This is a genomic window from Halodesulfovibrio spirochaetisodalis, assembly GCF_001672295.1.
Classification (GTDB): Bacteria; Desulfobacterota; Desulfovibrionia; order Desulfovibrionales; family Desulfovibrionaceae; genus Halodesulfovibrio; species Halodesulfovibrio spirochaetisodalis.
Genome location: NZ_JXMS01000025.1, coordinates 15,526 through 29,486, shown reverse-complemented (window position 1 = coordinate 29,486; position 13,961 = coordinate 15,526). Strand labels below are relative to the sequence as shown.

9 protein-coding genes are annotated in these 13,961 nt (G+C 44.4%); 3 read left to right on the top strand and 6 right to left on the bottom strand.

Annotation, left to right across the window (positions count from 1 at the left end; genetic code table 11):
• Position 1 precedes the first annotated feature (1 nt).
• A complete protein-coding gene (locus SP90_RS12670; RefSeq protein ID WP_066856873.1) occupies positions 2-1,657 on the bottom strand; it encodes a cation:proton antiporter family protein in 1,656 nt (551 codons plus the stop codon).
• Positions 1,658-1,987: 330 nt separating this feature from the next.
• On the opposite strand from SP90_RS12670, the gene SP90_RS12665 reads away from it, so the two are divergent.
• Complete coding sequence (locus SP90_RS12665; RefSeq protein ID WP_066856870.1) at positions 1,988-3,076, top strand: efflux RND transporter periplasmic adaptor subunit; 1,089 nt, start codon at positions 1,988-1,990, stop codon at positions 3,074-3,076.
• 12 nt (positions 3,077-3,088) lie between these two features.
• The gene (locus tag SP90_RS12660; RefSeq protein WP_066856867.1) at positions 3,089-6,166 is read left to right on the top strand and encodes an efflux RND transporter permease subunit; all 3,078 of its coding nucleotides are present in this window, start codon (positions 3,089-3,091) and stop codon (positions 6,164-6,166) included.
• Between the two features lie 172 nt (positions 6,167-6,338).
• Here the strand turns inward: SP90_RS12660 and SP90_RS12655 are convergent, their stop codons facing one another.
• From SP90_RS12655 to SP90_RS12635, 5 genes are read right to left on the bottom strand one after another with little or no spacing between them, the layout of a single operon-like run.
• On the bottom strand, positions 6,339-7,382 hold the full coding sequence (locus SP90_RS12655) for a hypothetical protein (RefSeq protein ID WP_066856864.1): 1,044 nt from the start codon (positions 7,380-7,382) through the stop codon (positions 6,339-6,341).
• An 8-nt stretch (positions 7,383-7,390) separates the two neighbouring features.
• Positions 7,391-8,362: a tetratricopeptide repeat protein gene (locus SP90_RS12650; protein WP_197498799.1), complete on the bottom strand. Its 972-nt coding sequence runs from the start codon at positions 8,360-8,362 to the stop codon at positions 7,391-7,393.
• A 50-nt stretch (positions 8,363-8,412) separates the two neighbouring features.
• Positions 8,413-9,207: a hypothetical protein gene (locus tag SP90_RS12645; protein WP_066856861.1), complete on the bottom strand. Its 795-nt coding sequence runs from the start codon at positions 9,205-9,207 to the stop codon at positions 8,413-8,415.
• The gene (locus SP90_RS12640) at positions 9,197-9,814 is read right to left on the bottom strand and encodes an isoamylase early set domain-containing protein (protein WP_066856858.1); all 618 of its coding nucleotides are present in this window, start codon (positions 9,812-9,814) and stop codon (positions 9,197-9,199) included. The genes SP90_RS12645 and SP90_RS12640 overlap by 11 nt, the downstream gene beginning before the upstream one ends.
• Positions 9,807-10,367 carry an RNA polymerase sigma factor gene (locus SP90_RS12635; protein ID WP_066856855.1) on the bottom strand — a complete coding sequence of 187 codons (561 nt, stop codon included), beginning with the start codon at positions 10,365-10,367 and terminating at the stop codon, positions 9,807-9,809. Before SP90_RS12635 ends, SP90_RS12640 begins: the two co-directional genes overlap by 8 nt.
• Before the next feature lie 962 nt (positions 10,368-11,329).
• Here SP90_RS12635 and SP90_RS12630 point away from each other — a divergent pair.
• Positions 11,330-13,702 (top strand): hypothetical protein, encoded by a 2,373-nt coding sequence (locus SP90_RS12630; protein ID WP_066856852.1) that lies wholly within the window; start codon positions 11,330-11,332, stop codon positions 13,700-13,702.
• The last annotated feature ends 259 nt before the right edge of the window (positions 13,703-13,961 follow it).

The window sequence follows — 13,961 nt, the reverse complement described above, 5'->3', positions numbered from 1 at the left end:
GCTAATCCAGGCTGTCCTGCTTTTTTAGTGGAAGAGATTCGCAGCCCATTTGTTTGCTTGAAAGGCATACATTCTCTTCAGATGGGTTTAATTGATAGGCAATTTCTGTCGCTAGTCCAATTCCCATCTCATCAAATATGTTGAATGCATAGTTTGCTCCACCTTCTAATAGTGGATCAATCTCATCATCATATTCTGTTATGGCTATAAGCCGACACAATGAGCCGGCTTGCTGTGCTGTTCGTAAGGCATAGAGCTTTACATCAAGACTGGGTACTGCAAGCACTCCGACTTTCAGAGACTCCAGCTTGGCCAGTTTTCGCCAGAAATCAGCATCTGTTATATCTGCAAAAATAACCTGTCGTCCTGCCTTACTATGTCTTTTTACCTTGTCCTGATCAGCATCCACTCCAAGCACAACGTCTCCAAGTCGTTGGCGCAGTGCATCATATGTTTGAGTTCCCATGCGCCCCATGCCGACAATAATAACCTGCCATTGCACTGAATTTGGAATGAATTCCTCGTCAGTGTGAGATGCTTTTGTTTCAAAACGGGTAAGGAAATCGCGCCAGCGCTCAAAAAGTTCTTCTACGTGTACATTTAATGGCGATGCGATGATAAATGAAAGCGATAAGGTAACCGCAAGCAGAATTAGCCATTTGCTCGCCAGCAATCCACTTTCGACTCCGATTGCTCCGACAATCAGCCCGAATTCGCTGTAGTTGGTAAGGTTTATAGCTGTAAGAAACGACGTACGGGCACTTAGTTTGAATCGCGTAAATAACAGGAAAAAGAGTAGACTCTTAAGCGGGACAAAAAGAACAAAAAAAGCACCGGCGATAAGCGTATCTATATCCGGCAACCCATCCATTCCAATGCTCAGGAAAAACCCTAATAGCATAAAATCTTTAATACTGAGTAGAGAGTCTGCCAGTTCTTCAGCTCTTGGGTGCGTTGCCAGTAGTATCCCCATAATTAATGCACCCAGATCTGATTTTAAGCCCACTAGTTCGAATGAGCCGGCACCGATTGCCAGCGCTAGCATCATTCCGAAAAGTACCTGCAATTCTCCATGTCCTGTATGCGTTAGGATGACACGGAACAACCAGCGGGCGGCCGGAAGCAGTGCGATTACAAGTAAAGCCCACATGGTGGGTGCTTTGCCTGTAGTAAATGTAATGAAAAGTACGGCTAGAATGTCTTGAATGATAAGTATGCCAATGGCAGTTTTGCCATTAAGTGCCTTACTCATCCTGTATTCTTCCATAATCTTTACAGCAAAAACCGTACTGGAAAAGCTTAAGGCAAAGCCAAGAAGAAAGGACGTTTGGATGCTCAGATTCATGAAAAAGCGCAAGCCAGTAAACGTCAGGAGTTGAAAACACAGTGCGAAAAAAAGGACAGTACAGGCCATATGAATAGAACCCACTGCCCAAATCTCCGGCCTCAGAAGTTGTTTGATTTTAAGTTTAAGCCCGATGGAGAATAAAAGAAGTGTTACCCCAAGCTCCCCGATCACTTTTATATTTTCAGAAGCACTGAAGCCGAGAGAATTCAGGATAAAGCCTGCAATAAGGAAACCCGCAAGCGGAGGTAATCCTATGCGGCTGGCAAATAACCCGAGAAAAAAAGTGACTGATAAAATGACAGGGTCCATGGAGCGCCTCTAAACTCAGAATTTTTCCCATGAGCTGCGGAGATTAACTCGAAAAAAGAACACCTTCTACGTAATAGTATAATATTTCGCGGTACTGAATAGTATTCTCTTGTTTGGTTAATATTATGAGCCAGTAAATAATGTGTCCGAAATAATGAAGTATAGGCATGCAACAGTAGGATCATTTTTGTTGTAACAGTTAGTTATCATAAGAGGCTGTTGGAAGTTCTTCGAATATAGTTGTTGCAGTTTTATGGCTCTGTTATTTTTTTAGAAGTGGGGAATCGTAACATAATCAATAATAGTACATAACAATCGTAAAGGTGAGCTATGACCTTGCGCCTCTATATATTATTTTTCTTTTTTTCAGGAATGCTTGTCACTGCGCTTACCGGATGCGGAGATAATGTAGCCAATGAGCCACCACCAAAGAAAGTTATTGTATATCGAGTGCCGGAAGTTCTTGAAACACGGGAGTGGTCAACATCCGGCACAGCTAAGGATGTTCTAGAAACCATACTTTCTTTTAGGGTCAGCGGCATGATAATAGCTCTTCCGGTTTCTGTAGGCCAAAAAGTTAAGCCTGGAGAGCTGGTTGCGGAGCTTGATCCGACTGATTTTCAACTGGAAATGCGTGAAGCAAAAGCATCACTTCAGGATATTCTTGCTGAACTGAGAAACGCAAAGTTGGATTATGACCGAAAAAAGAAACTTGTGAGTCAGGACGTAATCAGCCAGAGCGAATACGATCTTGCGGCTTCGTATCTGGATTCCATGAAAGCAAAATCCGCTGCTCAACGTGAACGGATAGAAATAGCACGCCGCAACTTATCGTATACCCGCCTTTTCGTGCCGGAATCCGGCACTATCAGCTCTGTTCCTGCTGAAGTTCATACAAATGTTGTAATCGGGGAACCAGTGGCAACCTTAAACTCCCGTGGAATGCTGGAGATGGAAATAGGTGTGCCTGATCGATTAATCGCGCTTGTTGAACTGGAGCAGCCAGTTACTATTCGTTTTGATGTTTTCAGGGATACGATTCTACAGGGAGAAGTAAAAGAAATTGGTGTGCGCTCCAATGAGACATCAACATTTCCTGTCACAATACGCATTCTTACACAGGATAAGCGGATCAGATCCGGCATGGTCGGTGAAGTTACGTTTAACTTCAGACAGGCTGAACGGTACAAGCTTGTGGTAATTCCGGCCGCAGCAGTGTTCGGGCTTCCGGATGGCGGGAAGTACGTATGGATAGTCGACCCGAAGGAAAATGTTGTTCACAAGCGCAGTGTTGTAATCAGTATCCCCGGGCATGGAGGGATAATAGTAGAAAAGGGACTTAACCCCCACGAGCTTGTTGTTATACGTGGGGTGCATAGCATTCAGGAAGGACAAAAAGTACGGCCTCAGGAACAGTAGGGGACAGTGGCAATGAATATTACTGAATGGAGTCTACGCAATAACATTACTTCAATCGCAATGTTTGTGATCATTGCTGTTGCAGGCGTCATCACTCTTGCTACTATTCCTCGCCAGGAAGACCCAGATTTTATCGTTCGTACTGCAGTAATCACTACCCAATTCCCTGGTGCCTCTCCGCAAAAAGTAGAAGAGCTTGTCACTGACAAACTGGAAGAAAAGATTCGGGAAATGGGAGAAATTGACTATATCGAGTCACAGTCATTAACCGGACTTTCCATAATAGAAGTAAATATTTTTGAGAGCATACGTAATGTTGCGCCCGTGTGGCAAAAATTACGGAATAAAGTTGATGACACTATTCCTATGCTTCCGGCTGAAGCTTCTGTTCCTTTTGTAAACGATGAATTCGGGGATGTTTTCGGTTTTCTTATCGCACTGACCAGTGACGGCTATACATATCGGGAAATGAAGGACGAAGCCGATATTGTCCGTAACCAAATTCTTCGTCACCAGACAGTTTCTAAGGTGGAGTTCTGGGGAGAGCAGGAGGAAAGGGTCTTTATTGAATTTTCTAACGCACGGTTCGCGGAGTTAGGACTCAGCCCTTTTGCACTGGCAACAGTTATTCAAGCACAGAATATTATTAAGCCGAGCGGGCAGGTCTATGATGATCCTGAGCGCATTAATATACGCTCCACAGGTGAATTTAAGAATGTAGATGACATCCGAAGGCTCTCGCTGAGATATCCGGGCGGGAAAGAAAGTGTTGCGCTTTCCGATATTGCCAATGTTAAAAGGGGATTTGTTGACCCTCCAACGATTATGGTGCGCTACAACGGGAAGCCGGCTGTTTTGTTGGCTGTCAGTATGAAAGTGGGAAACAATATCATTAAGCTTGGAGAGCAGCTTACAGCATTGCTGGACAATATAAATAAAGAACTCCCTGCTGGTCTTGATCTGGAAATGGCTATTTACACGCCTGAATACGTTAAGACGTCTATATTCGACTTTCTCATAAATCTTGTTCAGGCATTTATTTTTGTCATAATCGTGATGCTGCTGTTTGCCGGTTTTCGTGTGGGAATAATTTGTGGCACGCTTGTGCCTATGGCAATGCTTACTGCCCTTATTTTTATGCCCTTATTTGATGTGATGCTCGAACGAATATCTATTGCAGCCATGATCATTGCTTTGGGTATTCTTGTGGATAACGGTGTTGTTGTCAGCGAAAACATACTGGTAAAAATGGAAGCAGGGCTTGATCGAAAACAGGCTGTTGGAAGCACTGCGAATGAGCTTTCTTTCCCATTGCTAGCCGCCAGCTTAACAACCATTTTTGCCTTTCTACCTATCCCGCTGGCTCCGAGTGCGGCAGGAGAATACTGCCGGTCATTATTTGTTGTAATTTCCCTTACTCTGGCGGCGTCATGGCTATTGTCCATGACTATGGTTCCGATGATGTGCTACTACATACTCAAACCACAGCCGAGCACAGAGAGCTTTTCTGGCAGGCTTTACACCATGTATCGCAAAGTTTTGCTGTTAGCTCTTAAACACAGACTGTTGACGTTGCTTTTGGTGTTCGGGCTTTTTGCGCTTGCAGTTACGGGCTTCAGGTCTGTTCCTAATATCTTTTTCCCCCCCAATGAGCGCGGGCAATTTATGGTCGACTTCTGGCAACCATATGGAACAGACATTCGAGCCACAGGGCGTCGATACGAAAAGCTTGAAAAGTTCCTTATGAAGCAGCCGGAGTTCGAGTCTGTACTGACCTTTGTGGGAACAGGCGGGCCTAGGTGGTATCTGCCGCTTGATCTTGAACAGCAGAATGAAAATCTGGCTACGCTTATTGTTAACATAGATTCTTTTGATCATCTGGATAGCTTTTTGGAGAAAACGGAGCAGGAGTTAATTGAAAACTTTCCAGACACACGCTTCAGATTAAAAAAGATGATGCTTGGGCCGCCAGCAGGCGCTTCCATTGAGCTGCGGGTAGCGGGAGACAGTATAGAAACATTGTATGACCTGCGCGAACAGATTGGCAAAATCCTGATGAGTGAGGAAGGAGTCACCGTTGTCTGGGATGACTGGGGAGAGTGGACAAAGGAATTTGTTATTGATGTTAATCAGGACAGCGCGCGCCGTGCCGGATTAAGTAGTCAGGACATTGCCATGTCTATGCAGATGCAAATGTCTGAATTACCGGTTTCCGATTTTCGTGATGGTGATACTGTTATCCCTATTGTTCTGCGATCTGACGACGATTATCGGGATCAGGCAGACAAAATTCCCGCCATGAATGTTTATTCCTATACAGAAAAACGGAGCGTTCCTTTAGCGCAAGTCGCCAATGCATATTTTACGTGGCAACCTTCCAATGTGCGGCGCAGGGACGAGGTGCGTACAATGACTGTGATGGCTGATGTCTTTGGCCGGTATGCCTCTGATGTACTCAAAGATGTTCAACCTAAGCTCAAAGCGCTTATGGAATCTGATGAATGGCCGCTAAACTATACGTTGGAAGTCGGTGGTGAGGATGAGGAGAGCAGGAAAGCGCAGGCAGCGTTAATGCAAAATATGCCTCTTGCTATGGGGCTGTTGATTCTTGTGCTCGTTGCTCAGTTTAACTCCATACGTAAGCCGTTGATTATCTTGCTGACGTTACCGCCAATGATGATTGGGGTCGCCCCCGGTATGCTCCTGACAGGTCAACCGTTTGGTTTTATGCCATTGTTGGGATTAATCAGCTTACTCGGTATTATTGTTAATAACGCAATTATGCTTCTGGATAGGATTGATTTGCTGGCAAAAAGCGGCATTGATATTGAGGACGCATTGGTTTTATCTGGATTGCAACGTTCCAGACCTATTATTATGACGACTATCACAACCATAGTAGGGCTGGTGCCGTTAATTGTATCCGGTGGCGGAATGTGGCGTCCTATGGCTGTGTTAATGGTATCCGGTCTGGCTGTTGCCAGCGGGCTGACGTTGATACTGTGTCCTGTTCTGTATTCCACACTCTTTCGCATTAACTTTTCCAAGTACAGATGGGATGCGTCTGTTTTGGACGAAAAGAGTTCATAGGTTGAATAAAAAAGCTCTTAGCAGGTTACTGCTAAGAGCTTCATTATTGGCAGCCCGCTGTTGTCGGGTGAGTGGTTCGGTAGCATAAAGCAAAGAGAGGTGCATTTCCAAGCGTTACGCTATCCTGAGCAATTCAGTTCCACAGTGTTGAGCTGCCGTTACATAAAATTAGTTATTTTTTGCCGTTACCGCCGCCGTTTCCTCCACCTTTGCCGTTACCGCCGCTGTTGCTGCCACCTTTACCGTTGCCTTTAGCGCTACCATTGCCGCTGGCTCCGTTACCATTGTTTCCGCCATTTCCCCCACCTTTGCCGGAATTGCCGGAACTTGCGCTACGGGAACCTTGCTTGGACTGTCCAAGGCCGACAGCTTTGCTATCGCCGGATCTGCCTGCTTTAGCGCCTGGAGCAGTGGAGTAGCCTTTTTGGGTGTTACGAGCGGTAGCACGGTCAACGCGTGCCTGTGCACGATTCATACGTGCTGTAGCGCGGGTAGCTTTTGCTTGTGTACGAGCTTCAGCACGTTGCGCTCTTGCTTCTGCGCGATCCTGTTGGTTGGCTTTTTGATTTTTAGCTAGACCTCTGGCATTGGCTTTGCCGAGCACGCTAGGGTGTACACCGAGTTCTCGGGCAATTTCTCCCCAGCCCATGTTAGCGTCTCGCATAGCAGCAATGTCTGCTGTGGTAACAGAGGTAGCAGCTGCCATGGCAGCATGTGCTGCAGCTTTGGCAGCTTGGAGACTTTCTTCTGCAGCGGCAACAGCAGCAGGATCATCCGTCTGAGTTGCGTTCGCAAGTGCCTGCTCAGCATCCTGTACAGCACTTAAAGCTGCATCTACTGCTGGACTTGTTTGCTTTGCAGCAGCAGCTGCAATAGCTTCAGCCTTTGCAGCTTGTGTCGGGTTTGAAAACATCCCCACTTCGTCTGCAGGGTCATCAGTCTCCGTTCCTGTAGTAGTGTCAGAAGTATCGGTAGTTGTATCAGAGTCAGTGGCAGTGTCTGTTGTAGAAGAATCTGTATCTGTAGCAGTGTCGGTATCAGTAGTGCCAGCTGTGTCAGCATCAGTCGTTGAATCAGTAGAAGTATCTGTAGACTCTGATGCTGATGTTGTATCAGTTCCGGTAGTTGTATCTTCAGCGAATACGTGCACTGTGGTGGCGCAGAGTAAAACAAGTATCAGTAACAGTGCGTTGAGTGAGAGCGACTTAGTTTTCATACCAAATCCTAGTTGTTGATGTGAGTGATGAACTGAACTGACTCCGGCAAGTACAGGGCGCGCTTTCCTGCACGAACTTTTTCAGAAGTGCCGAACCAGCTGAGGATCAGTTGTTGTTTTTCGACGTCTGGAATGTATCCAAGGATATATTTCTTGACGGCTAATGCTCGTTGCTTGGCAAGAGACGTTTTCCCTTTTGCATAAACAACAATATTAACCCGTAATTTCGGTGAATTCTTTAACATTGAACCAAGTAGCTGTAAGGAAGGGCGGCTTTCAGATATGATTTGCGCTGTTCCCTTTTTAAACTTTACAGAAATAAAACTTACTCTACGTTTGCCAATGTAGCTGTTTCTCCAAGAGAAATCGCCAATGGCGTTAAGGCGGTCAACAGCTTTCAGGGCAAGCTGTCCGTCTGGGTAATATTTTAAGTAGGTAAGTAATGCCTTGTGTTCTTCTTTGCTTTTTTTCAATCCGCCTAACGCTGCTGAAATATTATACAGGGCTTCTGGATCGTATTTATCTCTTTTGAGTACGAGTTTGTACTGGTCGTGAGCGTTCTTCCATTCCTTGTTATCCAAATAGTTATGCCCGAGATACAAATGAGCATAGGTAGAACGCGGATTTAACGAGAGCGCTTTCAGGTAGCATTTTCTCTCATTTTTATAGTCCATAATCGCCCAGTAGGTGATACCGAGCCAAAAGTGGTAATCATCGTCGTCATTCTTCAGCTTTATTGCTTTTTTGAATAATGGAAGTGCCTTTTCCGGTTTGTCCTGAGCAAGCAGTAAGCGCCCGAGATAGTAGTTAGCTGATGGGTCTTCAGGAGCCTCAGCTAGCGCTTGTCTTATCTGCTTTTCCCCTTCGTCGTAGCGAGCCATTTTAAGGTAATACTCACCTTTCAGGCTGGTGCAGGCAGTTGAGCCAATAATAAATATTCCAAGTAATAAAAAACAGTACAGTTTTTTGAGCATGATCATGACTACTCTCAATCGTGTTGCAGGGTGGACGGTGCAGAATGTCCCGAACATCAGTTAGATTTAGTTGAAATTCCGAGATTTCGAGGTTGCAAAGAGAACTCGCGACTAAGTTCATGCGGTGCCTTATTTTTTTTAATGGCAGCAACCGCTTTTTGTATAAAAATATCAGGTTCAATACCGGTGCGTAATGCAATTGCAAGAAGCTGTGGCAGCTCTTTCCAACGTTGCAATCGTGTTTCGTTCTTCATGACTTCAGCCATGAGGGGGCGAAGCCGCTTGGGGCTTCCTCCAGCCTGTTGCAAGAGAGAGTATGTTTTTATGCCCTCAATACGTATGGCAACCGGTATCTGTTTGTAACGGGCAAAGAAATCCCGAACCTGAGTGTTGTCCTGCAGTTGTTCCAGTGCTTCAACCATTGTCTGCATTTCTTGTACGGAAAGGGGAGCACTTTGGTATTGCGCGATGAGCTTTCTGGAAAAATCCATGTCTTCAGATATGCGCCTAATAACGGTACAGATAATTTCCACCGGAACTTTCTTGGCAAGCCCTTCATTAATTTTTGCTTCCAGAATGGATACAGGAAGACCGTCTTTATGCGTTCTAATAATGGCAGCAAGTAAATTAACGGCACATTCTTTTGAAATTTTTGAAGTATACACGCCTTTCAGAACAGCCAGAAGCACTCGATCGTCAACGGCAATAGTCTGCGCTTGCGCCACAAGGCTTGCTAGCTCCTGTTTGTTTGGCTGGAGTGAATGGTGCTGAGCAACAGCATTCGCTGGTTGCAAGGCGCAGCTGAGTACAAACACAATGCTGAACAAAAAAGATCGGATGCTAAAGTTCATGCATAGCTCCGCGGACTTGCAGTAAAGCATTCTGATTCCCGAAGCTGTCGTTTACATACAGAGCTGCCGAAGGGTCAGAGACAGGGGCATTGCCATCTACCAGAAAGATGTATTGATATTCTCCGGCAGGAAGTTCGTGTTCGAGAATCCATGCACGTTTTTCTGTGTCGTATTTCATTTCAAAGCCGGTTTCCTGCCAGTGATTGAAAGACCCGATAACAACGGCAGATGTAAACGCCTTGTCAGGGTCGGGCAGGGTAAACTCCACCGGCTGCAATCGTACCGTAGAGTGGCTAGCTGTATATTCCGGTACGGACTGAATACGGTATGTTGTCACACTACATATAATGATAAGTAGTGCAGCCATCACCTGAAGCGGTGAGGTTGTGATGGATACCGGTCGGGTCATAGCGTTGCGGAGCATAGACCAGAAAGAAATAATGCCGGAACGCATAGACGTGTGGTGCTTTTCTTCTCTCTCACACGGCAATGACTCCATCACGCTCGATAAAAAGTCTTCAGGTGCCTCTATGTCATGCATTTCCGGTGAATTCCGGAATGCGTCACGAAGCTGAGTTTCAATGTCAGTGAAATCATGTTTAGTCATGGTGATCCTCCACCAGTAAGGCAATAGCCTCAACGCCGCGTTTAAGTCGCATTTTAGCGGCACTTGTTCCTATTCCTAAGGATTCTGCAACCTCAGGGATAGAGTAGTCATCTCTATAGCGTAGTAATAATGCTTCTTTGTATAAACAGGGCAACTTGTGGATAGCCTGCATGATTGTTCTGCGCTCAACCTGCTCTTCTGTTCCTATGGAAGAGTCAATAAGTTCAATATCCAACTCTTCTGTCTGCGATGCGGTAGCGCCTTCTTTGCGCCAGTAATCCCTGAGCCTGTTTACGGCAATGGCATTGAGCCATGTGGAGAATTTTTTATCAGCTGCATATTGATCAAGCTTTTCAAACGCCCGTAAAAAAACATCTTGTGCAAGTTCTGCTGCTAATGCCTCAGAGCGAAGCGACCGGATGAAAATGCTGTAAATCTTGCTCTGATAGCGTTTAACGAGCAAGGCATATGCATTCCTGTTACCTTTACGGATAGAGGCAACAATTTCGCTGTCAGATTGTAGGCTGGCGTCGGCGCGGGGAAAACTAAGCATTATATATACAACTACGAAGAAGGCTAAAGGTTGGTCACATCTTTTTTAGAAATTCTGAATAAAAAGCGAACAAACTGTTTCTGCTCAAACCTATTCATGTGTAATGAATGTATTATCAGCAGTAGAATGCTTGGTGAAAAATTAGACAAGCAGTGGTGACTTGTTTTGGGAGCATCCTAAAGTACGGTTTGTATTTGCTGGCTATCAAGCAGAAAGAGTCGAGAAAACATCATATTGAAAAGTGCGTTGGAGTGTTTTTTTATGCAGCAGTGCATGACGGGAGTGGCGAAAATCACTCCCGTTTTTTTATGCAATGCGGTGTGTTGTACGTGGTGGATGCAAGCATTTCATTTTCAACCATACATAGAGAGCAGGCACCATGTAATTTGTGAAAGAAATAAAAAGTAAATAATTTCGGAGTGGTGTTTTGTTTTGAGCATTTTTTTTCTCACAACGTTCTTTTTAAAGCGTGAGGCTGATTTCAATGCGAACAGTCATTGTCGCAAAATTGCATTGAGTCGTTATATGCATGCTCTCACATGAAAATGCTAATAATTAGCTAAAGTATGGTGCAAATCATACACACTTTGGCAGGAATTGAATGATGTTTTTATGTTTGTAACTGTAAAAGTTGAAGCAGTGCTATGGTAAAATAACGTCTTTATAATGTTTATCTGCTAAAATAAGGCGTTTTTTCTATTGTTTTCAGCCTGAGGTGTTAAAAAAGAATAGTAAACGTTATTTTGAAATGAGAATTGTCTTATAATTCATCTTTTAAAAAACCTAACCTCTTTAATAAAACTAAAATAACGCTGATTTTAGCGGCTTTTTTCATCTCCATGATATTTTGTAAGAACATTATCATTGTTACCTAATGAGCAATAAAACTAAATGGTTGGAAGCTTAGTGGTTTTATAGTCTCGTCTAGTGTTAATTTTATGAATTTTACAAAAGGACTAACAATGAAAAAAGCACTGTTATTGTTGGCGGTTCTCGCCCTCACTTTATCACTTACAGCTTGCGGCGACAGCGGAAGCAGCGATGACCCGCAGCCGTCTGTAGTGAAAAAGTTGACTGGTTGCGTTTCCGGTGCTCCTGTTAAGGGAGCAAAGGTATACGCAAAAAGCTCATGCTTACTTGAAGAAGTAAGAAAAGGTAAAGACGGGAATAAAGACATTCTCGTAGGTAGAACTGATAAAGATGGTTGTATCATTTTTGATGAAGCTGCTCTTTGCAAGCTTGACCGTACAAAGAACGTTTTCTTGTACTCAAAAGGCGGCATGGTCTTTAATTGCGAGTACGATTGTGAAGAAGATGCAAACCTTAAAGGTGGCGTGGATAAGAAGTGCTACTTTAGAGGCCAGCTCCGTGCAATTCTTGCCCCGGGTGCATGGTGCGTAAACCTTACTTTACCTAACACAATCGCTCATGACCTCGTAGTTGATTGCGGTAAGTCCCTTGAAGAAGCAAATAATCTTGTTAAAAAGCTGATTTGCTGCTGGATGTCCATCAAGCTGATGGAAGATCCACTTGGTAACGCTTGCTGCGATATCGTTAACTACGAATACATTGCACAGGCTCTCCTGCTTGGCATGGGTAGCAACGAAGACGGTCTTGCAAACAACACTCCTGAATACCGTGAAGCTCTTGCAAGAACAGTTAAGAAGCTTTGCTACTGGAATTGCCGTACTCAGGAAAGACTTGATGAGTTCAGAGCTGTTGCACGTCAGATTGAGCGTGTAAAAGCAGCTATGCTTCCTGTTCTTGGCGAAGCATACAGAACTGAAATCCAGTGCCTCACTCGTGAAGACATTCTGTCTGACAAAGTGTACACAACTGCTCTTGGCAAAAAATGCCTCAAGCCTATTATTTGTGACCTTACAGGTAAAGACTGCTGCTACATTCCTTACAGCCGTTACTACCCACCACGCTTTAACTTCAAAGTTATCTCTTGCTCCAACAAAGAACGTTGCAACGGCAAGTTTACAATTTGCGAACTTCCTGATTGCGGTGAACTCTACGCTAACTACAAACGCGTAAGCGTTGGTGATACTTTCGAAGGAACCCAAGAGTTTACTTTCAAAGTTACACGTGAAGAGTACAGAAACCTTCTTGGTAAAAAAGTTCTCTTTAAATTCAAAGCTTGTGACGGCTGCTACGTACCAGACATCGTAGTTTGCGGTAAGTACCTCTGCGAGCGTGACATTGCTGTTTCCAGCTTCAAACATAAAAAAGCTCCTGATTGCAGATGCGACCTTTATGCTGTTGAAGCTATGAATGAAGGCAAGTTTGACTTAAGCGTACCTGGCCGCATTAAGCTTGCAAGTCAGGAAGTTAGAGCACTTGATGCAGCAGCTCCATACATCAGAATGGTTCCTGCAGATCTTAAGAGCCTGCTTACCTTTACAACTGAAGGTGTTGGCATGCTTGAAAAAGGTCAGATGGTACGTGCTGAAGTTGAAGCACCTAAAGGCTTCGTATTTGCTTACGGTTCTGAAGTTACTGAAGAGTACAAAGCGACTCACGTAGTTTCTCCAGAGGGTGATAAGCTTATCGTAAGCGAAGAGATTACAGAAGAGAAAGCAGCTTCTGAATACGCAGAATTCGTGATGTTTGACGATGTTGCTGATGCTAACAAGCTCGAGCTTCGCTCTGCTGAAGAAGATCAGGTTGTAACCCTCTCTCACATTCACGCATCTATCTTTGCTAACGAAGAGCTCGTTGGTCGTTGTGGATACGATGAATCTGAAGATAATGCAGATGGTTGCGAACTCTACATCGTAGCTGACGAATCACAGACAATCGCTATGGAAGCGGTTATCGGTGAAGTCGCTGACATTACATCTGAAGACGTGACAGATGACGCAGCTGTATTCAACGTACCTGCAGAGACTCCGATTGCTATTGACGTTAAGTCTTGGATGACTGAGTCTGGTAGAGATTGTCAGTACAACTCTGACGACTACAAAGGTAAGTGGACTTGCGAAGTCGCTGAAGCTCTTGATGCAGAAGGCAAAGCTGTAGAATTCAAGACAACTAGCGGTGACACCACTACTTACACTACCGGCTTCGGTGAAGCTTCTGACATTAAAGGTGAAGTTGCCTTAGATAAGGAAGAGAGCGCTAACGCTAAAGGTAAAGCTAAAGGCAAAAAGCTGGAAGCTTCCTTTGCTGCTCAGCCATTCGTATTCGGCGCAGGTGTTGAGTCTGCAAAACTGAGATTCAAATACCAGTTGAAAGACGGCGACGCTGAAGTGTTTAATGGCGAACCTACCCGTACATTCACACTTAAGAGAAAGCCTGCTCCAGCTCCTGAAGAAGGTGGAGAAGGTTAAGCTTAGCTTGTTACATAACCTTACAACAATTAGCCCCCAGAAATGGGGGCTTTTCTTTTGCATATGGCTTGGAAAGGAAGTGGGTACTTACGTTGAAGCTTGCCTTAAACTGTAATGAATTAGATATGAGCGCTTTTCACTGTCTTTAAAGAACTCAAACAAACTTTATCTTTTATTAAGAAGCATTTTTTGTTTTTATGCCCTCGGCAATTGTACTGGAAATTGCTTTTAAAAAAGAAGCATTTTATTTTATCATTAG